The sequence below is a fragment of the Pseudomonas soli genome, assembly GCF_900110655.1.
Taxonomy (GTDB): domain Bacteria; phylum Pseudomonadota; class Gammaproteobacteria; order Pseudomonadales; family Pseudomonadaceae; genus Aquipseudomonas; species Aquipseudomonas soli.
Genome location: NZ_FOEQ01000007.1, coordinates 75,072 through 100,781, shown reverse-complemented (window position 1 = coordinate 100,781; position 25,710 = coordinate 75,072). Strand labels below are relative to the sequence as shown.

At 66.5% G+C, this 25,710-nt stretch carries 22 protein-coding genes; 12 read left to right on the top strand and 10 right to left on the bottom strand.

The genetic code is table 11. The features are described from left to right. The first annotated feature begins 1 nt into the window (after position 1). From BMY03_RS16420 to tadA, 5 genes are all read left to right on the top strand, one after another. Positions 2 to 661: a hypothetical protein gene (locus tag BMY03_RS16420; RefSeq protein ID WP_082337649.1), complete on the top strand. Its 660-nt coding sequence runs from the start codon at positions 2 to 4 to the stop codon at positions 659 to 661. After that, positions 621 to 1,319, top strand: coding sequence for a hypothetical protein (locus BMY03_RS16415; RefSeq protein WP_232887998.1), 699 nt, complete (start codon positions 621 to 623; stop codon positions 1,317 to 1,319). Before BMY03_RS16420 ends, BMY03_RS16415 begins: the two co-directional genes overlap by 41 nt. Positions 1,320 to 1,350: 31 nt before the next feature. Further along, on the top strand, positions 1,351 to 2,823 hold the full coding sequence (locus BMY03_RS16410) for a M48 family metallopeptidase (protein WP_094011679.1): 1,473 nt from the start codon (positions 1,351 to 1,353) through the stop codon (positions 2,821 to 2,823). Positions 2,824 to 2,912: 89 nt separating this feature from the next. Continuing rightward, a complete protein-coding gene (locus BMY03_RS16405) occupies positions 2,913 to 4,295 on the top strand; it encodes a multicopper oxidase family protein (protein WP_094011678.1) in 1,383 nt (460 codons plus the stop codon). Then, positions 4,295 to 4,774 (top strand): tRNA adenosine(34) deaminase TadA, encoded by a 480-nt coding sequence (tadA, locus tag BMY03_RS16400; protein ID WP_038706726.1) that lies wholly within the window; start codon positions 4,295 to 4,297, stop codon positions 4,772 to 4,774. Before BMY03_RS16405 ends, tadA begins: the two co-directional genes overlap by 1 nt. Before the next feature lie 104 nt (positions 4,775 to 4,878). Here the strand turns inward: tadA and mltF are convergent, their stop codons facing one another. After that, the gene (gene mltF / locus BMY03_RS16395; RefSeq protein ID WP_023631723.1) at positions 4,879 to 6,336 is read right to left on the bottom strand and encodes a membrane-bound lytic murein transglycosylase MltF; all 1,458 of its coding nucleotides are present in this window, start codon (positions 6,334 to 6,336) and stop codon (positions 4,879 to 4,881) included. 222 nt (positions 6,337 to 6,558) lie between these two features. On the opposite strand from mltF, the gene purL reads away from it, so the two are divergent. Continuing rightward, entirely contained in the window at positions 6,559 to 10,458 is a 3,900-nt protein-coding gene (gene purL, locus BMY03_RS16390; protein ID WP_038706725.1) for a phosphoribosylformylglycinamidine synthase, read from the top strand. Between the two features lie 3 nt (positions 10,459 to 10,461). Further along, positions 10,462 to 10,773, top strand: coding sequence for a YqfO family protein (locus tag BMY03_RS16385; RefSeq protein WP_094011677.1), 312 nt, complete (start codon positions 10,462 to 10,464; stop codon positions 10,771 to 10,773). An 80-nt stretch (positions 10,774 to 10,853) separates the two neighbouring features. On the opposite strand, the gene nagE is transcribed toward BMY03_RS16385, so the two are convergent. Genes nagE through BMY03_RS16360 form a run of 5 tightly spaced genes read right to left on the bottom strand, consistent with a single transcriptional unit; the run spans position 10,854 to position 17,940 of the window. Then, positions 10,854 to 12,515 carry an N-acetylglucosamine-specific PTS transporter subunit IIBC gene (gene nagE, locus BMY03_RS16380; RefSeq protein WP_094011676.1) on the bottom strand — a complete coding sequence of 554 codons (1,662 nt, stop codon included), beginning with the start codon at positions 12,513 to 12,515 and terminating at the stop codon, positions 10,854 to 10,856. Positions 12,516 to 12,527: 12 nt separating this feature from the next. Further along, a complete protein-coding gene (gene ptsP, locus BMY03_RS16375; RefSeq protein ID WP_094011675.1) occupies positions 12,528 to 15,071 on the bottom strand; it encodes a phosphoenolpyruvate--protein phosphotransferase in 2,544 nt (847 codons plus the stop codon). A gap of 18 nt (positions 15,072 to 15,089) precedes the next feature. Next, positions 15,090 to 16,112, bottom strand: a complete 1,023-nt coding sequence (locus tag BMY03_RS16370) for an SIS domain-containing protein (protein ID WP_094011674.1) — start codon at positions 16,110 to 16,112, stop codon at positions 15,090 to 15,092. Next, positions 16,109 to 17,197, bottom strand: a complete 1,089-nt coding sequence (gene nagA / locus BMY03_RS16365) for an N-acetylglucosamine-6-phosphate deacetylase (RefSeq protein ID WP_094011673.1) — start codon at positions 17,195 to 17,197, stop codon at positions 16,109 to 16,111. The genes BMY03_RS16370 and nagA overlap by 4 nt, the downstream gene beginning before the upstream one ends. Before the next feature lie 11 nt (positions 17,198 to 17,208). Next, positions 17,209 to 17,940 carry a GntR family transcriptional regulator gene (locus BMY03_RS16360; RefSeq protein ID WP_038706720.1) on the bottom strand — a complete coding sequence of 244 codons (732 nt, stop codon included), beginning with the start codon at positions 17,938 to 17,940 and terminating at the stop codon, positions 17,209 to 17,211. A 461-nt stretch (positions 17,941 to 18,401) separates the two neighbouring features. Here BMY03_RS16360 and BMY03_RS16355 point away from each other — a divergent pair, with 461 nt between their 5' ends. After that, positions 18,402 to 18,641: a hypothetical protein gene (locus BMY03_RS16355; protein ID WP_094011672.1), complete on the top strand. Its 240-nt coding sequence runs from the start codon at positions 18,402 to 18,404 to the stop codon at positions 18,639 to 18,641. Then, complete coding sequence (locus tag BMY03_RS16350) at positions 18,638 to 18,877, top strand: DUF3077 domain-containing protein (RefSeq protein WP_050704173.1); 240 nt, start codon at positions 18,638 to 18,640, stop codon at positions 18,875 to 18,877. The genes BMY03_RS16355 and BMY03_RS16350 overlap by 4 nt, the downstream gene beginning before the upstream one ends. 101 nt (positions 18,878 to 18,978) lie before the next feature. Here the strand turns inward: BMY03_RS16350 and tatC are convergent, their stop codons facing one another. Genes tatC through tatA form a run of 3 tightly spaced genes read right to left on the bottom strand, consistent with a single transcriptional unit; the run spans position 18,979 to position 20,218 of the window. Further along, positions 18,979 to 19,713 carry a twin-arginine translocase subunit TatC gene (gene tatC, locus BMY03_RS16345; protein ID WP_094011671.1) on the bottom strand — a complete coding sequence of 245 codons (735 nt, stop codon included), beginning with the start codon at positions 19,711 to 19,713 and terminating at the stop codon, positions 18,979 to 18,981. Then, positions 19,713 to 20,000, bottom strand: a complete 288-nt coding sequence (tatB, locus tag BMY03_RS16340; protein ID WP_094011670.1) for a Sec-independent protein translocase protein TatB — start codon at positions 19,998 to 20,000, stop codon at positions 19,713 to 19,715. The genes tatC and tatB overlap by 1 nt, the downstream gene beginning before the upstream one ends. Continuing rightward, positions 20,000 to 20,218, bottom strand: coding sequence for a twin-arginine translocase TatA/TatE family subunit (tatA, locus tag BMY03_RS16335; RefSeq protein WP_201754980.1), 219 nt, complete (start codon positions 20,216 to 20,218; stop codon positions 20,000 to 20,002). The genes tatB and tatA overlap by 1 nt, the downstream gene beginning before the upstream one ends. 135 nt (positions 20,219 to 20,353) lie before the next feature. Between tatA and gspK the strand changes: the two genes are divergently transcribed. After that, positions 20,354 to 21,319 (top strand): type II secretion system minor pseudopilin GspK, encoded by a 966-nt coding sequence (gspK, locus tag BMY03_RS16330; protein WP_094011669.1) that lies wholly within the window; start codon positions 20,354 to 20,356, stop codon positions 21,317 to 21,319. 73 nt (positions 21,320 to 21,392) lie between these two features. On the opposite strand, the gene BMY03_RS16325 is transcribed toward gspK, so the two are convergent. Next, entirely contained in the window at positions 21,393 to 23,438 is a 2,046-nt protein-coding gene (locus tag BMY03_RS16325; RefSeq protein WP_094011668.1) for a PhoX family protein, read from the bottom strand. 206 nt (positions 23,439 to 23,644) lie between these two features. Here BMY03_RS16325 and BMY03_RS16320 point away from each other — a divergent pair, with 206 nt between their 5' ends. Both BMY03_RS16320 and BMY03_RS16315 read left to right on the top strand, forming a co-directional pair. Beyond that, entirely contained in the window at positions 23,645 to 25,291 is a 1,647-nt protein-coding gene (locus BMY03_RS16320; RefSeq protein ID WP_094011667.1) for a bifunctional UDP-sugar hydrolase/5'-nucleotidase, read from the top strand. After that, positions 25,288 to 25,707 (top strand): pilus assembly protein PilZ, encoded by a 420-nt coding sequence (locus BMY03_RS16315; protein ID WP_038706716.1) that lies wholly within the window; start codon positions 25,288 to 25,290, stop codon positions 25,705 to 25,707. Before BMY03_RS16320 ends, BMY03_RS16315 begins: the two co-directional genes overlap by 4 nt. The last annotated feature ends 3 nt before the right edge of the window (positions 25,708 to 25,710 follow it).

Below are 25,710 nucleotides of genomic sequence, written 5' to 3'. Positions count from 1 at the left end.
CATGAGCGAGTTCAACGACCCGCTCTCCGAACTGTCTGGCTCGCTGGGCCAGGACTACGAGCAAAGCCGTGCCGCCCAGCGCGACCGAGTGATCGCTGAGCTCAAGCAGGTAATCGAGCGCGTGCCCGAGCAGAGCGAGTTCACCAACTCCCGGCGTTACCGGATCTGGGGGCCAGTATTGTTGCTGGGTGCACTGATTATCACGGCCGTGACCTTCAATCCGGAACGCTTGGGGGCGGTTGCAGCAGGTGTCTTCATCACCTTGATCGCAGCAGCGGTGACCTGGCAACACCGTAATGCCGGTACCCAGGTCTTCATGCGCTTGACCCGCCGGCAGTTGTTCGTCGATACGCTGGATGCACCGGTAGACCTGGCGGAAGTGGAGGACGTTTCGGTCAAGGATGAAGGGCTGGTCATGGTACAGACGCTGGAAATGAGCAGCGAAGCCGTCCTGCCAAAGCATCATGTGGTGAAACTGCAGTTCTTCGGTAACCAGGCCATGGTGTTGAAGAAACCGCGGCCGCAGATCCGCATCATGTCCGCAGGCCTGGCCAGCAACGGACGCAAGCTGGGGAACGAGGAAGTGCTCGCGCTGCTGGCAGCCTACCGCGATGCGGCACATGCGCAACGGCAACTGGATCTGTTGCAGAACGATGGATAACGGCGAACGCGAAGCCCACCTCGCGTACCTGCAGGCTCAGGCTGATGGCCCCACCGACAGCTTCGTACTGCTGGAGCATTCGCTCGGCAAGGCGCTGGCATGTGCCGTGATTGGCCTGTTGTTCGGCGCGCTGGGCATATGGCTGACCACTCTGGCGGTGCGGTTCAGTCCCGGTGCCAGCAGCGGTGTCATCTGGCTGATGTCTGGTTTCGGCCTCGGCCTGGCCGGCGTCGGGGTGGCGGGGCTGGCCTGTGCCGTCGTGCTATACCGACGGCACGGCAAGCGGGTGCTGAGCGTGACACCAGATACCCTGTGCTTCGCCAACGCGCAGGCGCCGATCCCACTGGACTCCTTCGACGGCTTCGAGGTCGAGCAGGGTTACTTCACTACCCGGCTGATCTTTACCGTGTCGGCGTTCAGCCATGCACCAGTGCTGGCACCGGCCTGTTTCAGGGCGCTGGCCTCACCTGACGCGGTGGTCGTCGCGGGCGGCTTGCGCGTCAGGCTGTGGTTGTGCACGCCCGTCGTAGCCGGGCGCCGCCTTGGCCTGCAGGAACTGGTGGATCTGCTTTATGCCTATGTGCAAGCGGCCCAGGCCAGGCGTACGTTGGCGCAGCTGTTTCCGGGTGTGGCGCGTCTGGGTGAAGCGGCCAGATGAGCCTGAACGTGACCGTTGGCGCTCTGGGGCAATGAAGCGCTTCGGTTGGGGCCTGATCCTGCTGCTGTTGCCTCTGGTGCTGTTTGGCTGGGGTAAAGTGCAGTACTGGCGGGCTGACACGGCGCAGGATCAGGCCCTGACCATACGGCAATGGCTGGCTGCCCCCAATGAGACGTTGCTACGCCAATTGCCGTGGGAAGCCCGCAAGGAGCTTGCCAGGCATGTCGATCCGCGGCAGGCCCTGCAGCGTCAACTGGACCTGCTCGATGCGGATCGTCTTTGGGTAAGCGTACGCAAGGTGATGGCCAGTGTGAGCTGCTGGCTGGCAGTGGCCGCTCTGCTGGCAGGCCTCTGGGCCTGGCTCAAGCTGAAGTTGGCTGCCTGGCGGGCGCTGCGCTCTGCGGCCTACCTGTATGAACGCATGATGGCCAACTGGCAGGCCTTGGGCTGTTGCTTGAGTCTCTACATGGTCATGCTTGCCGGTTCGCTGTGCCTGTTGCTGCTCTATGAGGCCAGTTCCGGAGCAAGCCGCGCAGCGCAGGGCGGCATGACGGTGCTGGTCGTGGTGCTGCCGCTGGCCTCAGTCCTGGTTGTGTGTGTTCGCCAGGTCTGGCGAATGCGTCGGCACTGGCCGCTGATGCAGTCTCCGACCGCCAGATTTCTCGCCCGCCCGCTAGGCAGGCAGGCGACGCCAGCGGTGTGGCAGTGGATCGAGACCTTGGCAACACAACTGCACGCGCCTGTCCCGGACCATATCGTGGTCGGCCTTGACCAGGGTTTTTTCGTCACCAGCGTTCCGATCCTGCTGCAGCCCGGTGGGCAGGTCCTCAGGGGGCGTACGTTGTATCTGCCTCTACCTTGCCTGGCCGCCTTGAGCCAGGCAGAGGCGGCCTCGGTCATCGGTCACGAACTGGGCCACTTCAGGCGCCGTGATACGGAGCGGGGCAGCGAAACCAGTGCGCGTTTCAGCCTGATGTGCGCGCATTATTCGGCCATGGTCGGCGACGAGGATGCTCCGCGCTGGGTGGTTCGGCCCACCTTGTGGCTGGCCGGGCAGTTCTTGCACCATTTTCAGCTTGCGGTTCATCACTGGGGGCGTGCACAGGAATTGCTGGCTGATCGGGCAGGTGCCGAGGTCGCTGGCCCGAAGCTGTTCGTACAGGCGCTGTTACGGGTGATTGCCCTGGGGCGGGTGATCGACGGCTTGTTGGTCGCCCACGGTGGCAGCAACCTTTTGCGGGCGCTGGCGGCGCACCTGCAAGGCACGCCGTTGCAACTGGGCGAGGAAGTGCTGGGGCTGGCCACTACCCATCCATTCGATACGCACCCCGACCTCGCCACGCGCCTGAACAACCTGGATATCCTGCTCGACCCACAATTGCTGCAGGCCGCCTTGCGCGTGCCGTCCGCTGATGACCAGCAGTGGTTCAATGACCTTTGTCTGGCTCCAGGCAGCACTTGTGATAGCAAGGCTGCGGGCAGCATCCAAAGAGACTTCACTTAATATTTCCCAATTGCAGGTGTATCGTATTCGCCCTTCATCGCCAGCCATGCTGGCAGCTTGATTGCGCAGAACACGAGGTACCCGCACCAATGTCCTTCACCCGTCGACAAATGCTCAAGGGCCTGACCGGCCTTGTAGTGGTAGGCCTGGGCGCCGGTGGCGCGGCGCGTTACTGGCTGGGCAAGGTCGAGGACGACAACGCCGGGCACGACTACGAGCTGATCGCCGCGCCCCTGGACGTCGAGCTGGTGCCGGGCTTCAAGACCGAGGCCTGGGCCTTCGGCCCGTCGGCGCCGGGCACTGAGTTGCGGGTGCGCCAGGGTACCTGGTTGCGGGTGCGCTTCATCAACCATCTACCCGTCGAGACCACCATCCATTGGCACGGTATCCGCCTGCCGCTGGAAATGGACGGCGTGCCGTACGTGTCGCAATTGCCGGTCAAGCCCGGCGAATATTTCGACTACAAGTTCCGTGTGCCGGATGCCGGCAGCTACTGGTACCACCCCCACGTGAGCAGCTCCGAGGAACTGGGGCGCGGGCTGGTCGGCCCGCTGATCGTCGAAGAGCGCGAACCGACCGGTTTCAAGCACGAGCGCACGCTGAGCCTGAAGAACTGGCACGTGGACGAGCAGGGCGCCTGGCTGCCGTTCAGCATCCCCCGCGAGGCGGCGCGCAACGGCACTGCCGGGCGGCTGATCACCATCAATGGCCAGGCCGAGTCGGTCACCGAGCTGCCGGCCGGGCAGGTGGTACGGGTGCGCCTGCTGAACCTGGACAATACCTGGACCTACCGCCTGAACCTCAAGGGCAACTGCGAGGCGATGATCTACGCCCTCGATGGCAACCCGATCACCCCGCGCCCGCTGGACGAGGAGTACTGGCTTGGCCCCGGCATGCGCATCTGCCTGGCGATCCGCATACCCGAGGCGAGCGAGGAGGTCTCGTTGCGTGATGGCTTCGTGCGCCTGGGCACCTTGCGCTCGGTGGCCAGCAGCGAGGCGCCGGGCGACTGGCCCAAGGCGCTGCCGCCGAACCCGGTCGCCGAGCCGGACCTGGAGAATGCCGAGAAGCTCAACTTCAATTTCGAATGGGTCGGCAAGGTTTCGGTGAATACCGAGAACGGCAAGCCGCCGAGTCTGTGGCAGATCAACGGCCAGGCCTGGGACATCACCGACAAGACTTGCGCCGACCGGCCCATCGCCACGCTGCAGAAGGGCAAGAGCTATATCCTCGAGCTGAAGAACATGACCCAGTACCAGCACCCGATCCACCTGCACGGCATGAGTTTCAAGGTGATCGCCTCCAATCGGCGCAAGATCGTCGAGCCGTGGTTCACCGACACTTACCTGCTGGGCAAGAACGAGCGGGCGCAGGTGGCGCTGGTGGCGGATAACCCAGGCACCTGGATGTTCCACTGCCATGTCATCGACCACATGGAAACCGGCCTGATGGCCGCGATCGCGGTGGTCTGATGCGTCCGCAGATCATCGATCGCAGCCGCGATCAGGAATTCATGCGCCTGGCCCTGGAACTGGCGGCCCAGGGCGCGGCCCTGGGCGAGGTGCCGGTGGGCGCGGTGCTGGTGCAGCACGGCCAGGTGCTCGGCCAGGGCTTCAACCGGCCGATCCTCGACAGCGACCCCAGCGCCCATGCCGAGATGGTGGCGATCCGCGCTGCGGCCAAGTCCGCCAGCAACTACCGCCTGCCGGGCAGCACCCTGTACGTGACGCTGGAGCCGTGCAGCATGTGCGCGGGGCTGATCGTCCATTCGCGGGTGGCGCGGGTGGTCTACGGCGCGCTGGAGCCCAAGGCAGGGATCGTGCAGAGCCAGGGGCAGTTCTTCACCCAGAGCTTTCTCAATCATCGGGTGATGTACGAGGGCGGGGTGCTGGCCGAGGAATGCGGCGCGATACTCAGCGAGTTTTTCAAGGCTCGGCGGGCCAAGGGCTAACCTGCGCCGGCCTCATCGCTGGCAAGCCAGCTCCCACAGGATGGCGCTCGGCTTTAGAAGGGCGATCAAGGGAGCTGGCTTGCCGGTGAAGTGGTCTTGAAGACTCACATCGGCGCCGCTTGCTCCGCTGGCTTGTCCTTGTTCACCGCAGGCACATGCAGGTTGCCCTCGGCCACCTGGCCTTCGAGCTGCGGTTGCGTGACCCAGGTGAGGATGTCGTAGTAGCGGCGGATGTTGGCGACGAAATGCACCGGCTCACCGCCCCGGGCATAACCGTACTTGGTCTTGCTGTACCACTGCTTCTGCGACAGGCGCGGCAGCATCTTCTTCACGTCCAGCCACTTGTTCGGGTTCAGGCCTTCGCGCTTGGCCAGGGTGCGGGCGTCTTCCAGGTGGCCGCTGCCGACGTTGTAGGCCGCCAGGGCGAACCAGGTGCGGTCCGGCTCCTTGATGCTGTCGTCGAGCTGGTCCTTGACCAGCATGAAGTACTTGGCGCCGCCCTGGATGCTCTGCCGGGGGTCCAGGCGGTTGGACACGCCCATGGCCTGGGCGGTGCGCTGGGTCAGCATCATCAGGCCGCGCACACCGGTCTTGGAGGTGACCTCCGGCTGCCACATCGATTCCTGGTAGCCGATCGCGGCCAGCAGCCGCCAGTCCACCTGTTCGACCTTGGAGCTGGTCTTGAAGTGTTTCTCGTACTTGGGCAGGCGTTGCTGCAGGTGCTGGGCGAAGGTGTAGGCGCCGACGTAGCCCAGCACATCGACATGGCCGTAGTAACGGTCCTTCAGGCGTTGAAGCGTGCCGTTCTTCTGCGACTTGTCGAGAAACTCGTTGATCTCGTTGAGCAGGCTGTTGTCTTCGCCGGCGGCCACCGCCCAGCGCTGGTCACGGGTGTCGCCCAGGTCGAAGGCCACGCGCACGTTGGGGAAGTAGACCTGGTTCATGGCCAGTTCGTTGGAGTCGACCAGGGTCAGGTCGATCTGGCCTTCGTCGACCATGCGCAGCAGGTCGACCACTTCGACGGCGTCGGATTCTTCATATTCCAGCCCCGGATACTGCTTTTTCAGCTCGGCCAGCTGGTCGGCGTGGCTGCTGCCCTTGAGCACCATGATCTTCTTGCCCACCAGGCCCTTGGCATTGGTCGGGCGCGAGCGGCCGTTGCGGTAGATGACCTGCGGGGTCACCTCGAGATAAGGGTGGGAGAACTTCGCCTGGCTGGCGCGTCGCTCGCTGCTGACCAGGCCGGCGGCGGCCAGCACCGGGCCGGAGGGTTTGCCCAACTGGTCGAACAATTGGTCGAGGTTGTCGGCGGTCTCGATCTCGAGTTTTACCCCCAGGTCATCGGCGAAGCGCTTGACCAGTTCGTACTCGAAACCGGTTTCGCCGTTGCGGTCCTGGAAGTAGGTGGCCGGGCTGTTGCGGGTAATCACGCGCAATACGCCATCCTCCTTGACGCGCTCGAGGGTGCTGGGTTTTTCAACGCAGGCACCGAGCATCAGGAAGAGTCCGGTTGCGAAGAGCCATTTGGCGCAACGCTGGCGCAAAGCAGTGTGGGCGAACATAGGGTGCAGTATACGCAAAGGACTGCCGGCGCCATATCTCGACAATAGGTGGCTTGTCTGGTAGCAGGCGCTGTGACGGGAGTGGCGCAAGGGGTGATTTTTTGACCCCTGGGTCCGGTTCCACCGCCCGGCAGCATTGGCTTAGAGCGGGTGCCGAAAGCCTGCGAATTAGGCTAGAATGCACGGCCTCTAAGCACACCCCTTCCTGAGGCTGTCCCGACGATGTTGATCCTGCGCGGCGCTCCTGCCCTTTCTGCCTTTCGCCACGGTAAATTACTCGAGCAACTGAGCCAGAAAGTCCCCGCTGTTACTGGTTTGTATGCCGAATTCGCCCACTTCGCCGACGTCGACGGCGAGCTGACCGCCGACCAGCAGCAGGTGCTGGGCCGTCTGCTCAAGTACGGCCCGAGCGTGCCGGTACAGGAGCCGAGTGGCCGCCTGTTCCTGGTCGTGCCGCGCCTGGGCACCATCTCGCCCTGGGCATCCAAGGCCAGCGACATCGCCCACAACTGCGGCCTGCAGTCGATCCAGCGCCTGGAGCGCGGCATCGCCTACTACGTAGCCGGCAATATCAATGACGCCGACGCCCAGGCCATCGCCGCCGAGCTGCACGACCGCATGACCCAGCGCGTGCTGGGCAAGCTGGAAGACGCCGCCGACCTGTTCAGCCACGCCCAGCCCAAGCCGATGACCTCGGTCGACATCCTGGCCGGTGGCCGCGCCGCCCTGGCCCAGGCCAACATCGACCTGGGCCTGGCCCTGGCCGAAGACGAGATCGACTACCTGGTCGCCGCCTTCCAGGGCCTTGCGCGCAACCCGAACGACATCGAACTGATGATGTTCGCCCAGGCCAACTCCGAGCACTGCCGCCACAAGATCTTCAACGCCAGCTGGGACATCGACGGCCAGGCGCAGGAGAAGAGCCTGTTCGGCATGATCAAGAACACCTACCAGATGCACAGCGAAGGCGTGCTGTCGGCCTACAAGGACAACGCCTCGGTGATCGTCGGTTCGGTGGCCGGGCGCTTCTTCCCGAACCCTGAGACCCGCCAGTACGGCGCGGTGCAGGAGCCGGTACACATCCTGATGAAGGTCGAGACGCACAACCACCCGACCGCCATCGCCCCGTTCTCCGGCGCCTCCACCGGCTCCGGCGGCGAAATCCGCGACGAAGGCGCCACCGGCCGTGGTGCCAAGCCCAAGGCCGGGCTGACCGGTTTCACCGTTTCCAACCTGCGCATCCCCGGTTTCGAGCAGCCTTGGGAAAAGCCGTACGGCAAGCCCGAGCGCATCGTCGACGCCCTCGACATCATGATCGAAGGCCCGCTGGGCGGCGCCGCGTTCAACAACGAATTCGGTCGCCCGGCCCTGACCGGCTACTTCCGTACCTTCGAGCAGGGCATCAACACCCCGCACGGCGAGGAAGTCCGTGGCTACCACAAGCCGATCATGCTCGCCGGCGGCATGGGCAACATCCGTGAAGACCATGTGCAGAAGGGCGAGATCACCGTCGGCGCCAAGCTGATCGTGCTTGGCGGCCCGGCCATGCTGATCGGCCTGGGTGGCGGCGCCGCTTCGTCGGTTGCCACTGGCGCCAGCTCCGCCGACCTGGACTTCGCCTCGGTGCAGCGCGAGAACCCGGAAATGGAACGCCGTTGCCAGGAGGTCATCGACCGCTGCTGGCAGCTGGGTGACAAGAACCCCATCGCCTTCATCCACGACGTCGGCGCTGGCGGCATTTCCAACGCCTTCCCCGAGCTGGTCAACGACGGTGGCCGCGGTGGCCGCTTCGAACTGCGCAACGTGCCCAACGACGAGCCGGGCATGGCCCCGCACGAGATCTGGTCCAACGAATCGCAGGAGCGCTACGTGCTGGCGGTCAGCGCCGAGGACTTCGAGCGCTTCCAGGCCATCTGCGAGCGCGAGCGTTGCCCGTTCGCGGTGGTCGGCGAGGCCACCGAAGAGAAACACCTGACCGTTACCGACAGCCACTTCGACAACACCCCGGTGGACATGCCGCTGGACGTGCTGCTGGGCAAGCCGCCGCGCATGCACCGCTCGGTCACCCGCGAAGCGGAGCTGGGCGATGAGTTCGACCCGAGCACCCTGGAACTCAAGGACTCGGTCGAGCGCGTGCTGCGTCACCCGGCCGTGGCCAGCAAGAGCTTCCTGATCACCATTGGCGACCGCACCATTACCGGCCTCGTGGCCCGCGACCAGATGGTCGGCCCGTGGCAGGTTCCGGTGGCCGACTGCGCCGTCACCGCCACCAGCTTCGACGTCTACACCGGTGAAGCCATGGCCATGGGCGAGCGTACCCCGCTGGCCCTGCTCGACGCCCCGGCGTCCGGGCGCATGGCGATCGGCGAGACCCTGACCAACCTGGCCGCCTCGCGCATCGAGAAGCTGTCCGACATCAAGCTGTCGGCCAACTGGATGTCCGCCGCCGGCCACCCGGGCGAAGACGCCCGCCTGTACGACACCGTCAAGGCCGTCGGCATGGAGCTGTGCCCGGAGCTGGGCATCACCATTCCGGTGGGTAAAGACTCGATGTCGATGAAGACGCAGTGGAGCGAAGCCGGCGAGCAGAAGAGCGTCACCTCGCCGATGTCGCTGATCATCACCGGCTTCGCCCCGGTCACCGACATCCGGAAGACCCTGACCCCGCAGCTGCGCATGGACAAGGGCGAGACCGACCTGATCCTGATCGACCTGGGCCGTGGCAAGAACCGAATGGGCGCCTCGATCCTGGCGCAGACCCACGGCAAGCTGGCCGCCCAGGCGCCGGACGTCGACGACGCCGAAGACCTCAAGGCGTTCTTTGCCGTTATCCAGGGCCTGAACGAAGACGGCCACCTGCTGGCCTACCACGACCGTTCCGACGGTGGCCTGCTGACCACCGTGCTGGAAATGGCCTTCGCCGGCCACTGTGGCCTGGAGCTGGAACTGGGCAACCTGACCAGCAAGCGCGAGAAAGTCGCCGCCATCCTCTTCAACGAAGAGCTGGGCGCGGTGATCCAGGTCCGTCAGGACGCCACGCCGGATGTGCTGGCGCAGTTCAGCGCCGCAGGCCTGGGCGAAGATTGCGTCGCGGTGATCGGCCAGCCGATCAACAACGGTGAAGTGCTGATCAAGTTCGAAGGCGAAGAGCTGTTCAAGGGCGACCGTCGCCTGCTGCAGCGCCAGTGGGCCGAGACCAGCTACCAGGTCCAGCGCCTGCGCGACAACGCCGACTGCGCCGACCAGGAGTTCGACGCGCTGCTCGAGGAAGACAACCCAGGCCTGTCGGTCAAGCTCGGCTACGACGTCAACGAAGACATCGCCGCGCCGTACATCAAGAAGGGCGTGCGCCCGCAAGTGGCGATCCTGCGCGAACAGGGCGTCAACGGCCAGGTCGAGATGGCCGCGGCCTTCGACCGCGCCGGCTTCGCCGCCGTCGACGTGCATATGAGCGACATCCTGTCTGGTCGTGTCGATTTCGAAGCGTTCAAGGGCCTGGTGGCCTGCGGCGGCTTCTCCTACGGCGACGTGCTCGGTGCCGGTGAGGGCTGGGCCAAGTCGGCGCTCTTCAACGCCCGTGCCCGCGATGCCTTCCAGGCCTTCTTCGAGCGTACCGACAGCTTCGCCCTGGGCGTGTGCAACGGTTGCCAGATGATGTCCAACCTGCACGAGCTGATCCCGGGCACCGAGTACTGGCCGCACTTCGTGCGCAACCGCTCGGAGCAGTTCGAAGCCCGTGTGGCCATGGTCGAGGTGCAGAAGTCCAACTCGATCTTCCTGCAGGGCATGGCCGGTTCGCGCATGCCGATCGCCATCGCCCACGGTGAAGGCCATGCCGAATTCGCCAGCGAAGAGGCACTGCTGGAAGCCGACCTGTCCGGTTGCGTGGCCCTGCGCTACGTCGACAACCACGGCAAGGTCACCGAAGCCTACCCGGCCAACCCGAACGGTTCGCCGCGCGGGATCACCGGCCTGACCAGCCGCGACGGTCGCGTGACCATCATGATGCCGCACCCGGAGCGTATGTTCCGCGCCGTGCAGAACTCCTGGCGCCCGGATGAGTGGCAGGAAGACGCGGCCCTGATGCGCATGTTCCGTAACGCGCGGGTGTGGGTGAACTAAGGCGTGTACAAGCTCGCCTTCTTCGTCCCCGACAGCCATGTCGAAGTGGTCAAGGTCGCTGTGTTCGCCGCCGGTGGCGGGCGCATTGGCGACTATGACCACTGCGCCTGGCAGACCCTCGGCCAGGGCCAGTTCCGCCCGTTGCACGGCAGCCAGCCGTACCTCGGGCAGACCGGTCAGGTCGAGGTGGTCGAGGAATGGAAGGTGGAGCTGGTGGTGGCTGATGCGCTTATCGCCCAGGTGGTCGCTGCGCTCAAGCAGAGCCACCCGTATGAAACGCCTGCCTATGATGTCTGGCCGCTGGCCGATTTCTAGGAAAGCGTTGAATGACATCGCGGGGCAAGCGCGCTCTCACGAAGCAAATTCGTGGGAGCGCGCTTGCCCCGCGATGCTTTTCAGCCTTGCAAGGCGGCGCCCAGCGCAGGCGCCTTGCCACCCACCAGCAGATGCCAAACGCCACCCGCCTGCAGACTCACTCCCAGGCATCCCAAGGCGGCCAGGTGATCCTGTTCCACCTTGCTCTCATCCCTGACTTGCACCCGCACCCGGCTCGAGGCCACGCACTGCGCTTCCAGCAGATTGTCGCGCCCGCCCAGGGCCTGCAGCCATTCATCCACGACGACCGTCTCGGTGACCACGGCGGCCTTCTCGGCCACCGCTGCCGTCACCCGCGCATGGGGTAGTTCACCACGGATCTCATCGGCCAGCGCATCGGCCATCGGCCCCACCACCACTTGGAGGCTGCCGCCGCTGCCAGGCCGTACCACCGCCATGGCGCCGAGGGCTTTCAAGGCCTGGTCTTGGGCCAGGCCGCGATCGGCAAGTACCAGGCGCAGGCGCGTGGTGCAGGCGTCCACCCCTTGCAGGTTGGCCGCGCCGCCCAGTGCGTCGATATAGCGCCGGGCCCTGGGCACCTCCGCCCCGGCCGCCGCTTCGTTGCCGGGTTGCTCCTCGCGTCCCGGCGTCTTGAGGTCGAAGCGGCGGATACAGAAGTCGAACACGAAGTAGTAGACCACCGCATACAGCAGGCCTACAGGGAACACCAGCCAACCATTGCTGGAGCGCCCCCAGCCCAGGGCCATGTCGATGGCGCCGCCGGAGAAGGTGAAGCCCAGGCGGATGCCCAGCAGGTCGCAGACCGCCATGGACACTCCGGTGAGCAGCGCGTGGATCAGGTACAGCAGCGGCGCGAGGAACATGAAGGCGAACTCGATCGGCTCGGTCACCCCGGTCAGCGCCGAGGTCAGCGCCATCGACAGCAGCACGCCACCGATCAGCTTGCGCCGGGCCGGCAGGGCGTGGCGATACATGGCCAGGCACGCGGCGGGCAGGCCGAAGATCATCACCGGGAACATGCCGGCCATGAACTGCCCGGCGTTCGGGTCGCCGGCGAAGAAGCGCGCCAGGTCGCCGGTGACCACCTGGCCGCTGGCCGCCTGGAAGCTGCCGAAGACGAACCACACCAGGTTGTTGAGGATGTGGTGCAGGCCGGTGATGATCAGCAGGCGGTTGAGCACACCGAAGAAGAACGCGCCGATGCTGCCGCTCTCCAGCATCAGTTGGCCGAGGCTGTTGATGCCGTCCTGGATCGGCGGCCAGACCAGGCCGAACAGCAGCCCGAGGAACACCGCCGACACCCCGGTGGCAATCGGCACGAAGCGCCGGCCGCCGAAGAACGCCAGGTAGTCCGGCAGCTGGATGTCCTTGAAGCGGTTGTACAGGCCACCGCCGAGCAGACCACAGATGATCCCGGCGAGCATGCCCATGTCGATCTTCGGGTCGATCACCTTCAGCGTCGCCACCAGCACCAGGTAGCCGATGGCTCCGGCCAGGCCGGCGGTGCCGTTGTTGTCGCGGGCGAAGCCCACGGCGATGCCGACGGCGAAGATCAGCGCCAGGTTGGCGAAAATCGCTTGCCCTGCGTCATGCACCAGGGCGATGTCGAGCAGGTCGGTGTCGCCCAGGCGTAGCAGCAGGCCGGCGATGGGCAGGATGGCGATGGGCAGCATCAAGGCGCGGCCGAGCCGTTGCAGGCCCTGGATGAAGTGCTGGTACATGGTGCGCTCCGATTATTGTTGTAGGGCCGCGGCGGCGGCCGGTTGGGCGTGGGACTGGGCGGTGAAGTCGCGGCAGGCCTGGCGCACTGCGGCGGCGCTGGACAAGCCCAGCAGGCCTTGGCTGAAGCGGCGGCAGGCGGCGGCATCGAGCTGGCGCACCTGCGCCTTGATCTCACCGATCTGCGGCGCGCTGACCGACAGCTCGGCCACCCCCAGCCCTATCAGCACCGGCGTGGCCAGCGGGTCGGAGGCCAGCGCACCGCACACGCCAACCCAGCGCCCGTGCTTCGCCGCGCCCTGGCAGGTCAGCTCGATCAGGCGCAGCAGGGCGGGGTGCAAGGCATCCACCCGCGCAGCCAGCCCGGCGTGGTCGCGGTCCATGGCCAGGGTGTACTGGGACAAGTCGTTGGTGCCGATGGAGAAGAAATCGGCATGTTCGGCCAGGCGCTCGGCGAGCAGCGCCGCGGCGGGCACCTCGATCATCACCCCCAGCTCGGCGCGTTGCCCGATGCCCAGCTCGCCGGCCAGCCGGTCCAGGCGCTGGCGGATGGCGATCAGCTCGTCGACTTCGGTCACCATCGGCAGCATGATCCGGCAACGCTGTTGCGGGCTGACTTGCAGCAACGCGCGCAACTGCTGGTCGAGCAGTTCCGGGCGCACCTGGCCCAGGCGGATGCCGCGCAGGCCCAGCACCGGGTTGGCCTCGGCCGGCAGGGGCAGGTAGTCGAGCTGCTTGTCGCCGCCCACATCGATGGTACGGATGATCACCGGGCGTTCGGCCATGGCATCGAGCACGGCCTGGTAGGCGCTGCGCTGCTCGGCCTCGTCCGGCGCGGTGGGGCGGTCGATGAACAGGAACTCGCTGCGCAGCAGGCCGATGCCGTCGGCACCTTGGGCCAAGGCCTCGGCGGCTTCCTCGGCACTGGCGACGTTGGCGGCAACCTCGATCACTTGGCCATCGCGGGTGCGGGCGCTTTGCTGGGCGGCGGCCCGCTGGCGTTGGCGGGTTTCGTGGCGCTGTTGCACATGACGCTGCACCTCGGCCAGGCGCTGCGCATCAGCCTCGGTTTCCAGGCGGCCCTGGTCGGCGTCCAGCACCAGCGGCGTGCCGGCGGGCAGCTCCAGCAGCGCTTCGCCCACGGCCACCAGGCACGGCAGGCCGCGGGCGCGGGCAAGGATGGCGACGTGCGAGGTGGCGCCGCCGGCGGCCATGCACAGCCCGGCGACCTCGTGGCGGGCCAGTAGCAGCAGGTCGGAGGGCGTCAGTTCATGGGCGACGACAATGGCCGAGGGCGGCAGGCGCAGTTGCCGGGTTTCACCAAGCAAAGCGCGCAGCACGCGCTGTTGCAGGTCGTACAGGTCGTTGGCGCGCTCGGCCAGCAACGGGTTGCCCAGGCTGCGCAGGATCTGGCACTGGGCATCGATGGCACGGCTCCAGGCATGGCTGGCGGCGACGCCGTTGGCGATATGCTGGCGGGCGTCGCCGAGCAGGGCCGGATCGTCGAGCAAGGCCAGGTGGGCCTCGAGGATCGCGGCCGCGTCCTCCTGGCCGCGCGGCAGGTGGCGCCAATCACGGTCAATGGCGTGGCGCACTTCGGCCAAGGCCGAGTTCAACGCCTGGTGCTGTGCGGCGGGATCGTTGTCGCCGTTATCGGGCGGCAGGCTGACCCCGTCCAGCCGGGCCAGTGGCCCTTGGGCCAGCCCGGGGGCGGCGCAGACACCGGTAAGCATGCCGGGCCCGGCAGCGGGCTTGGGCATGGCGGTGCTGGTCGGCGCGTGCGCGGCATGGCGCTCACCGACCGAGGCTGTCTGCACGGCGGCGGTCAACGCCAGCAGCGCGGCCTGGCTGTCTGGCCCGGTGCAGATCAGTTCGACTTCGGCACCTTCGCCAACGCCCAGGCCCATGACCGCCACCAGGCTGTCGAGGTCGGCCTCGCGCTCGGCGAAGCGCAGCACGGCATGGCTCTGGAAACCTTGCGCAGTCTGGCGCAGCAAGGCAGCGGGGCGGGCGTGCAGGCCGCCGTGATGAGCGACCCGGGCGTGACCGCGCGCGCTTTCATCGCTGACCGGCCGGGCCTGCGCTTCGTGACCTGTGGCCTCGACCTCCAGTAGCGCCGCGCCGAGCTGCGCAGTGCCTGCCTCCAGTCGCCTCAGGCCAAAGCCAGGGCCATTGCTGATCAGCATCACGGTGACCAGGCTGACACAGTGCTGCGCCACCAGGTCCATGTCGAAGCGCACCAGCGGCTGGCCTTGGCGGACTTGGTCGCCCAGCGCCACCAATGGCGAGAAGCCACGGCCCTGCAGTTGCACGGTGTCGACACCGATATGCAGGAGGATTTCCGCACCGTTGGCCGCGCGCAGGGTCAGCGCGTGACCGGTGCGGGCCAGTTGCACCACCTCGCCGGCACACGGGGCGTGCAGCACGTCGTTGAGTGGGTCGATGGCGACGCCGTCACCGAGGGTGGCGCTGCTGAACACCGGGTCCGGCACCTGCTCCAGCGGCACCAGCGGCCCGGCGAGCGGGGCATGGAGGATGATCTTGTTATTGTCGGGCATGCGCTGTTCCTCGCGGCTTCACTGCGTGCAGGTCACTTTGCTCAGGTGGCGCGGCTGGTCGGGGTCGAGGCCACGGGCCTCGGCCAGGGCCGCGGCCATGACGTAGAAGCTCTGGATCGCCAGCAGCGGGTCCAGGGCCGGGTGTTCGGCGCAGCTCAGGGTGAGGTCGCGCCCGGCGATATTGGCGGGCGCGGCCAGCAGCACATGGGCGCCGCGCTGGCGCATGTCGGCGGCCAGTTGCAGCAGGCCGGCCTGCTCGACGCCGCGCGGGGCGAACACCAGCAGCGGGTACTGGGCGTCGATCAGCGCCATGGGGCCGTGGCGCACCTCGGCGCTGCTGAAAGCCTCGGCCTGGATCACCGAGGTTTCCTTGAGCTTGAGGGCCGCTTCCTGGGCGATGGCAAAGCCGGCGCCACGACCGATCACCATCAGCCGTTCGGCATCGCGCAAGGTATCGAGGGCCGGGCTCCAATCCTGGGCGGCGGCCTCGCGCAATTGCGCGGGCAGGGCAAGGCCGGCTGCCAGCAGGGCGCGGTCCTGGCCCCAATGGGCGACCAGGCGGGCGCTGGCGCTCAGGGTGGCGACGAAGCTCTTGGTTGCCGCCACCGACAGCTCTGGCCCGGCGCCCAGCGGCAGGTGATGCTGGCAGGCCTGCTCCAGCGGCGAGCCCTCGGCATTGACCAGCGACACCGTGGTCGCGCCGCACTGGTTCAGGCGACGCAGGCTGTCGACCAGGTCCGGGCTCTGGCCCGACTGCGAGAAGCCCAGCGCCACCTGGCCGCGTACCCGCAGCGGCGCCTGCTGCAAGGTCACCACCGACATCGGCAGCGAGGCCACTGGCAGGCCGAGCTGCTGCATGGCGACATAGGCGAAGTAACTGGCGGCGTGGTCCGAACTGCCCCGGGCCACGGTCAGCGCCACTTGCGGGTCGAGCCGGCGCAGTTGTTCGCTCAGGGTTTCCAGGCGCGGGTCCAGTACCTGGTTCTGTCGTTCGACGACATCGGCGCAGCTACGAGCTTCTTCGAGCATCCTTGAGCTCATGCGGTTTCTCCTTCGACCATCACGGCGGTCAGGTTCAGTTGGCGATCGAGCAGCACCGTGTCGGCCCAGGCGCCCGGTTGCAGGCGGCCACGGTCGGCGATGCCGAGGTAATCGGCGGGGTAGCGGGACAGGCGCGCGGAGGCCTCGGCCAGGGGCAGGCCGATCTTCACCAGGTTGCGCAGGGCCTGGTCCATGGTCAGGGTGCTGCCGGCCAGGGTGCCGTCGGGCAGGCGCACGCCGCCCAGGCACTTGGTCACGGTGTGGCTGCCCAGGCGGTATTCGCCGTCGGGCATGCCGGCGGCGGCGGTGGAGTCGGTGACGCAGTACAGGCACGGGATCGCGCGCAGGGCCACCTTGATCGCCCCAGGGTGCACGTGCAGCAGGTCGGGTATCAGCTCGGCGTAGCGGGCGTGGGCCAGGGCCGCGCCAACGATGCCCGGCTCGCGGTGGTGCAGCGGGCTCATGGCGTTGTACAGGTGGGTGAAGCTGCTGGCGCCGGCCTCCAGGGCCGCCACGCCTTCCTCGTAGCTGCCCAGGGTGTGGCCGATCTGCAGGCGGATGCCGCGCTGGCTCAAGGCCTGGATCAGCGGCAGGTGCCCGGCGATTTCCGGGGCGATGGTGATGACCTTGATCGGCGCCAGGGCCAGGTACTCCTCGACTTCGTCGAGCAGCGCCTGGTGGGCGAAGTTCGGCTGGGCGCCGAGCTTGCCGGGGTTGATATATGGGCCTTCCAGATGAACGCCGAGAATGCGCGCGCCCTGGCGCGGCTGCTTGAGGTGCTCGCCCAGTTCGGCGAGCACGCGGGTCAGCTCCTCGCGGGGCGCGGTCATGGTGGTGGCCAGCAGCGAAGTGGTGCCGAAGCGCCGATGGGTGCGGGCGATGGTGGCGAAGGCGTCGCCGCCCTGCATGATGTCGCTGCCCCCACCACCGTGCACGTGCAGGTCGATGAACCCGGGCAGCAGATACGTCAGGTCGTTGGTCTGCGGGTCGCACGGCGTACCCTCGATGGCCCGGATGCGGCCGTTTTCGAGGTGCAGTTGTCCGCGCACCCAGCCGTCGGGGGTGAGGATGTTGGCGATGTCCATGGGGGCTCCGGTCAGCGTCGCAGTTCGGCGACGAAGTCGTAGTAGTCGTTGCGGCAGTAGGTGTCGGTCAGTTCGATGGCGGTGTTGTCGTCGAGGTAGCCGATCCGGGTCATCAGCAGCATGGCGGTGCCGGGTGCGATGCCCACCTGGGCGGCCAGTTCGTCGCTGGCGTTGATCGCGCGGATATGCTGCAGGGCGCGCACCACCGGGCGGCCGAGCTGGTCGAGGTGCTGGTACAGCGAATCGCCGATGGCCTGCGGGTCGCCGAGCAGGCGGGCGGGCAGGGTGCTGACCTCCACCGCCATGACGATGTCGTCGGCCTTGCGCAGGCGCTTGAGGTGGGCCACCTGGTCGGTGGGCGACAGGCCGAGGCGGATCAGTTCGTCGCTGCTCGGCGTGCCGATGCTGCGCTCCAGCCACTGCGAGCTGGGCACGAAGCCTTTCATGCGCAGCATTTCGCTGAAGCTCGACAGGCGCGACAGGGGTTGTTCGAGGCGTGGCGTGATGAAGGTGCCGGAGCCCTGGATGCGCTGGATCAGGCCTTGTTCGAGCAGGACTTCCAGGGCCTTGCGCGCGGTGACCCGGGAGATGTCCAGGGTTTCGCTGAGGGTGCGCTCCGAGGGCAGGGCCTGGTCGGCGGTCCACTGGCCGGCATGGATGGCCTGCTCAAGGTTGCGCGCCAGCTGCAGGTAGAGCGGGGTGGCACTGGTGTCGTCGGGGCGCAAAGCGGTTAGAGGACGCATGGGCGGTGTCCGGTATTGTTGTGGGATGAAAACTAATACCACTTTAATACCAGGTCAATACCACTGGTCTGTATTAGTGTGTCGATGGGGATGAATATCGATAGAGATTTGGCGCCTATCGATGAACGCCCCGTCCCCCAAATCTCCTGTCGGACATTTCCGAACTTGAAACCAAATGCTTCAACCGGAAAAGCTTGGGAACTATCCTACGTGCTTGCCGGAAGCTGGCGCGTTGTCGGGGAAAGACCCCAGGGATAACTTCACCGGGTCGCCACATTGTGGTGACAGGGTGTGAGAACCCGCATCACGAAGAACGCCGCTCTGCTATGGCAGCCGTGCGCGGGCAGGTTCTGCCTGACCGGTTTTCTTCGTGACCGGGTTCTCACTCCGTGTACGGCTGCCACCCAATCATGTGAGAACGATCAAGTGGCGGTTCCTGTTAATCACGAAGGAACTTCCCAATGAAAAAACGCGTACCTGACCCACCCCGTCTCGCACCCTTTATCAGTATCCGTCCCACGCTCGCCCGCGAGGAGGCGATGGCCGCCGCCGTCGAGGTAGCCACTGCCATTTCCGATGTGCTCGATATCTACTTCCAGACCGAACCCGGTGAAGTTCAGGACCGTCTGTTCACCGCCAGCGACTACCTCGGCCAACTGGCCTGCGCCCTGCTCGAACACAAACCGGAGCTGCGACCATGACTCGCGGACATACTGCAGGTCGCACGGTCTGCCTGGACCTGTTCAAGGTCGAACCGGGTGTTTCCTTCGAGGACGCTTTCAGCGAGTTGTCGGTGCTGCTCGGCTGCATCCGCCACCTGACTTGCGAGGCGGAAATGGAGGGTGACCTGCTGGCCGGCAGCTCGGCGCGGATCCTCAGCGCCATGGCCAAGGCGCTGATCGATGACATGGAGGTGGGGTTGAACCGTTCTGGTTGAGCTGATGGCCCTATCGCGGGGCAAGCCCGCTCCCCCGCAGAGTGTGCAAATGTGCGATTGGCGTGGGAGCGGGCTTGCCCCGCGATAAGGCCGGTACAGCTTTACTCCGCCCGGCGCATCAACCCACACGCCAGCAACCCCACCTCGAACAGTACCCACATCGGCACCGCCAGCATGGTCTGGGAAAACACATCCGGCGGCGTCAGGATCATCCCCACCACGAAGCAGCCGACGATCACATAAGGCCGGCTGCGCCGCAGCGTGGCGACGTCGGTCAGCCCTGCCCAGACCACGATGAAGGTCGCCACCGGGATCTCGAAGGCCAGGCCGAACGCCAAAAACAGCGCCAGGATGAAGTCCAGGTACAGGCCGATGTCGGTCATCATCGCCACCCCGTCCGGGGTCACACTGGCGAAGAAACCGAACATCATCGGGAACACCAGGAAGAACGCGAACGCCATGCCGCCATAGAACAGCACGATGCTCGACACCAGCAGGGGCAGGGCGATACGCCGTTCGCGGCGGTACAGCCCCGGGGCGATGAAGCCCCAGGCCTGGTGCAGCAGCAGCGGCATGGCGACGAACAGCGCGCACATCGCCGTCAGCTTGAATGGCGCAAGAAACGGCGAGGTGACGCTGGTGGCGATCATGCTGGCGCCTTCGGGCAGGTAGCGGCGCAGCGGTTCGGAGATGTGCGTGTACAGCGTCTGGGCAAAGGGGAACAAGCCGCAGAACACCAGCGCGATCATTAGCAGGCAGCGCACCAGGCGCTTGCGCAGGTCGCGCAGATGATCGGTCAGCGGCATGCGCGCCGCCTGGTCGAGAGCGAGGGACATCAAGCGCTCTCCTTGGCATGGGCGACGGGTGTCGGGTCATTGGCCGGCGTCGCGTCGAGCTGGATGCCCTGGCGCAGATCCTGCTCCAGGCGCTGCAACGGCGCGGCATCCAGGGCGGGCATGTCGATCTCCCGTTCCACCTGCGCCTTCAACGCATTCAGTGCCCGACGGGCCTGGCCCAGCCCACGGCCCAGGGTCCGCGCCGCCACCGGCAGGCGCTCGGGGCCGAGCACCAGCAGGGCGACGATGCCCACCAACAGCAGTTCGGTGAAGCCGATCTCGAACATCAGGCCTGACGATCCGTTTGTGTCTGCTGCACCGGCTGATTGTTCAGCACTTGCGGGGGCTGCTCGACAGTGTTGTCAGCAGTACCGCCCATGGACTTGCGAAAGCCCTGGATCGCCTCGCCCACATCACCGCCCAGCCCCTTGAGACGCTTGGTGCCGAACAGCAGGAAGACGATCAACAGCACGATCACCAATTGCCAGATTCCGATGCCACCCATGTAAGACCACTCCTGTCAGGTCAAAGAAAAAGAAGGCCAATCCTGCCCTGCGCAGATGACGGGCAGATGACTGCCATCTGCCTGCAACAACCGGCGTGTTGACTGACGCTTTTCAGCAGCCACGGGAAGACAGGGATGGGGCGCAGGCGACAACGGGGCGCGGCACTGCTGATGGTGCTGGTAGTGCTGGCGATGCTGGCAGCGGGGCTGGCCTGGCTGGTGGAGGATGGCCGGCGCCAGGTGGACGCAGTGCGCCTGTTGCACCAGCGGGTGCAGGTACGGGCTATGGAGCAGGCGGGGCTGGCCTACGCCTCCCAGGCCCTGCGTGATCCGGCCTGGCGCGCCAGCCCGCTGTTCTGGCAGGCCCTTCGCGGGCAGCCGCTGGCCTACGACTTTGGCGCCGGCAAGGCGCAGTTGCGGGTGATCGACCAGCACAGCTGCTTCAACGTCAACGCCCTGCTGGGGGAGGATGGCCCACGGGCCGAGCGCCAGTTGCGCCAGCTGTTGGGCGATGACATGGCCGCCGAACGGCTGGTCGATACCCTGGCCGACTGGCTGGACGCCGATAGCGATGCCCGCCTGCAGGGCGCCGAGAGCGCCCAGTACCTGCGCCAGCAACCACCGCGGCTGGCGGCCAACCAGCCCATGCTCGACACCAGTGAACTCAACCTGCTGCTGGAGCCGGACAGTGCTCGGCAAGGCCGCTATCGAATGCTCTGCGCGCTGCCGTCGACCAGCGGCTGGCGGCTCAATGCCAATGCCCTTGGGTTGGAGCACCTGCCGTTGCTGGAGGCGATGTACGAAGGGCGGTTCTCCCGTTCCATGCTCAGCCGCGTGATCAGTGGCCGCCCGGCGGCCGGGTATGTCGATGCCGCGGCGTTGCGCCAGGCGCTGGGGGCGGTGGATGACGAGACCTTCGCCCGGCTGAGCGAAGGGTTGCTGCTCAACAGCGGCCATTTCGTCCTGCAACTGTCGTTCGAGGAAGAGGGGCGCACGCTACGCAGCCAGTTCCAGATCGAGGCGCTGGGCGTGGTGCAATGGCATGCGCGGGTGCCGGCGCAGCAGGTGCGGGTCAGGGGCAGGGAGGCGGTGGCCTGGTAGAACAAAATCGCGGGACAAGTCGCATCGGTGCGCCGATGCGACTTGTCCCGCGATTGAGGTGAAAGCTGATCGATCAGACGGTGCCGATCTCCCCGCCATCGTTACGCTGGATCACCACCGTCGAAGCCCGTGGCCGCACCGGGGTGCCGGCCGGCGTGACGTCGGTGGCCTTGTCGGTGCTCGGCCAGTTGTCCGGGTGCTGGATGTTGACGAACATGGTCTTGTTGTCCGGGGTGAAGGCAATCCCCGTCACCTCGCAGCCATTCGGCCCGACGAAGAAGCGGCGCAGGTCCACCTGGTTGGTGGCGTTGACCGGGACCTGCTTGCCGTTGGCGTCCACCAGGTCGGTGGGGATCACTGCCAGCACCTGGTCGTTGGTGTAGCTGGTCAGGGTGGCTTCGCCGTTGTCGGTCTCGAACCACAGCACGCCGCGGCTATCGAAGCTCATGCCGTCGGGGCTGGCGAACTGGTTCAGTTCGGTCAGGCCCGAGCGGTTGATGTCCGGCGCACCGGCGGCGTTGGCGCCGAACACGAAGATGTCCCAGGTGAAGGTCTTGTGGTCGTCGCTGTCATGCCAGCGGATGATGTGGCCGTGGCGGTTCGGCCCGCGTGGGTTGGCCGCGTCGACCTTGGCCGCGGTGCGCGCGCTGTTGTTGGTGAGGGTCAGGTAGACGTCGCCGTTGAGCGGGTTGACGGCGGTCCACTCAGGGCGGTCCATGGGCGTGGCGCCCACGGCGTCGGCAGCGCCACGGGTGTTGAGGATGATGCCCGGCAGGTCGCCGAACTGCGCGCCCAGGGTGCTGCCGGCGGTGGTCGGGGTGGCCACGTCGAGCAGCAGCCACGCGCCGGTGCCGTTGGCATCAAAGCGGGCGACATACAGCTTGCCCTTGTCCATGTACTTGGCGCCGGTGGCCAAACGGTCGGCTGGGTTGGCGTCGGCCGGGTCCCACAGGGCGTCGGAGACGAACTTGTACAGGTACTCGTTGTTGGAGTCGTCGCCGGTGTACCAGACCAGCGGCTTGCCGGCCACCGGCAGGCCTGGGCAGCAGCCTTCATGGCGGAAGCGGCCCAGGGCGGTGCGCTTCACCGCCAGGGTGTTGTTGGTGTACGGGTCGATCTCGACGATGTAGCCGTAGGTGCTGGCTTCGTTGCGGAAGTCATCGGTGGCGCTGGCGCCGCTGGGGGTGATGTTGAAGCGGGCGAATTCGCCGGCCACTTCGCTGGCATCACCAGCCGCTGTTTCCCACTTGTACTGGCCACTGCTCGAAGAGACGCCGATCCGCACCTGGTCGGCCGGGCGCACACCCTTGTTGACGAAGATGCCGGGCCAGTTCTCCTCGCAGGTCAGGTAGGTGCCCCACGGGGTGTAGCCGTTGCCGCAGTTGTTGTTGGTGCCGCGGCACTGGGTGCCGGTGGGTGAAAACTTGGTCTTGACGTGGTCGGTGCCACGCATGGGGCCTGCGATATCCATCAGCGAGACGGTGGTGAAGCGGCGATTGAGCGGGTCGTTGTCGACCACCTGCCAGCGCCCGGCGACCTTGCTGATGCGCACCACGCCGGCGCCATGGGCGTTGATCTCCTTGCGCACCTCTTCGACCGGGCGTTTGCCTGCGACGGTGGTGGGTCCGGCCGGGTGCAGGGCGGCGGTGTCGATGTATTCGAAGTTGATCGCCAGCAGGCCATCACTGGAGCTGCCGTTGATGGGGAAGAAGTGCATGCCGTCATGGTGCATGCCCATGGCGTTGGCCTGGTCGGTGGAGGTGTTGCTGCCGTCGGCCTTCCATGGGTTGGCGGTGGCGTTCAACGGCGTGCCCCAAGGGGCCAGCACGTAGGCGCTGTAGCCGGCGGCGACCACGCAGGCGTCGGTGCGCGAGCCGGCGATGGAGTTGAAGCCCAGCTTGAGTTTGGGCTTCTCCGGCTGCGGCGCTGGATCGTCGTGATCCGAGCCGCCACCGCTGTCGAAGCAACCGGTCAGGCCGGCACCGGCGATCATGGCGATGGCCGCGCCGAGGCTGCCTCGCACCACGGAGCGACGGCTCAGGTAGGTGTCCATGACACTGGCCATCGGCAGGTTGCCGCTCTGGTTGCGGTCCAGGTTATCGCCGGTATCTCGACTCATCAGGGTGTCCTTTTTTGGCTGAGTTGAAGGAAACCGCGAATGTAGAGGGCAAGTATGATGATTGTTTGTCAGATTTGTTAAACAGCCTTTAAAACTCACCGCTATTACTAAAGCGTTAACCTGCGCTGTTTTGGAATTAAAGTCGGTTTTCTGCCATCAAACTGTCACGCAAGCGCCGCAATATCCGGAGCCCTACGTGAACAGGGATGGCGGAGTCGATGGCGAGCAGGCGCGAAGTGATCAGCTGGATGGGTGTCGGTGCCCTGGCACCGTTGCTCGGCGCCTGTTCGGCCCTGCCCATGCCCGGTGGCGCTGGCGACCGCGCGCTGGACCTGCTGTATGTCGCCGATACCCTCGATGCCCGCCAGCCGGGCCAGGCCGTGGTACCGGCCACGCGCCTCGGCCCGGTCAGCCACCTGGGGCGTGCCCCGTGGATGAGCGGGCCGAATGCGAGTGCCGGGCAGCTTGAGCTGGCGCCGTTGCTCGATGCCGGCCTTGCCGGCCAGGCCCAGACTGGAGGCTATGCAGTATTGGCCGCGCTGCTCGAACAGCTGCGGCGCGAGGCCGGCAGCGAACAATGCCTGACCCTGGAGAACGGCCAATGCTGGAACGGCAGTGGCCTGGCCTACCTCACCCAGGGCGAAAGCGGTGTCCAGGGCAGCCAACTGCTGGGCAGCGAGGTGCGGGTCAGCAGCGATGAACGCGTGCTGTGGCCACAGCGCAGTGCCGGACTCTATCGCCAGTCCTCCTCTATTACCCTGGGTGCCGGCCTGGCCGATGCCCAGGCCAAGGCCCTGGGCGTCAAGGGGCTGCAGGTGTTCCAGCGTGGTGGTGTGCGCATTGCAGTGGTCGGCGTCACCGATCCTTATGCACAGGATCAGAAAGCCTCCCTTAAACAGTGGTACCAAGCCTTGCAACCGAGCTTCCAGCAAGCCCGGCGCGAGGCGGACTTGGTGGTGGCGCTGGCAGATGTCGGCACCGGCCCGGGCTTGTGGTTGGCCGAGCGCATACCCGAGGTGGATGTGCTGTTGTGCGCCCGTGGCCAGGACCTGTGGCCGGCGCCGGTGCAGGCCACCCAGGCCAGCGGCCGTCGGGTACCGGTGCTGTTCGCCGGTTGCCGGGCCAGTGGCGCGTTTCGCCTGCGCTGCCGCCAGGCAGGCGGCCAATGGCAGTTCGAGGCGCGGTTCTTCCCGGCCTTCGAGCACAGCCTCGCCCCCCAGGCCCTGGCCCGCGCCAACCAGTTGCGCGGCGAGTTGCAACGCCAGCGTAGCGGCCATGCCGCCTGGCTCGACCAGCCGCTGGCCCGTGCCCCAGAAACATTGTGGCGCCGCGATACCCGTGGCGGCAGTTGGGACCGCCTGCTGCACCAGGCCTTGGCCGACGATTCGAGCATGCCGGTGCTGCTGCCCGGTCTGCGTTATGACTACCCTCTGCAAGCCGGTGAAGCGATCAGCCGCGAGCATCTGATCAGCCTGACTGGCGGCTATCCCGCTCCGGTGGTGGAGGCCCCGGCGCGCCAGGTCGAGCAGGTGCTGGAAAACGCCGCCGAGCAACTGTTCGGCGACCCGTTGCTGCTGGACAACAGCCAGGACCTGCCGCGCTGGCAAAGCCAGGACTGGCAGGTCAGCTACAGCCCCAACGGCAAGCGCATCATCGGCCTGCAACCCGTCGAGGGCCTGTGCCGCACCTTTGGCCTGCACTTCGATGCCCAGGCCGGCGCCCCCTTGTGGCAGACCCTCGAAGCCTGGCTGACCCGCCAGGCGCCGGGCTGGGCCCTGGCACCCTTGCAACTGCCGGCCGTGCGCTACGTGCAGGGCCACCCTGGCTGGCACCCGCACCAGGTGGCCGCGTGATCTCGCGTGTTTTCAGCTTCGCGTTGCTGACTCTCGCCGGTTGGCTGGCGGCGCAGTGCGTACTGCTGCTCAGCCGCCAGCCGCAACCTGCCAGTGCGCCGGTGTCGGCGCTGGCGCCGTTGCCGGGCTTGCTGGCCGAGCATTGGCAAGCGCCGGTGGACGACGGCCGTATTCCGCTGACCCGCCTGCCCCTGGCCTACCTGGGCGGGCTCAAGGCCCAGCCGCTGTCGGCCAGCGTGGTGGTACTGCGCCATGGCCAACAGGTGCGCACCCTCGGCCGTGGCCAGCGCCTGGCACCGGGCATCGTGCTGCAGGACATCGACGCCGATGGCCTGATCTTCGACAACAACGGGCGGCGCGAGCGCCTGCCCTGGCCACCACGCCCCGCCGTGACCGGCTTCAAGCGCCAAGGATGAATG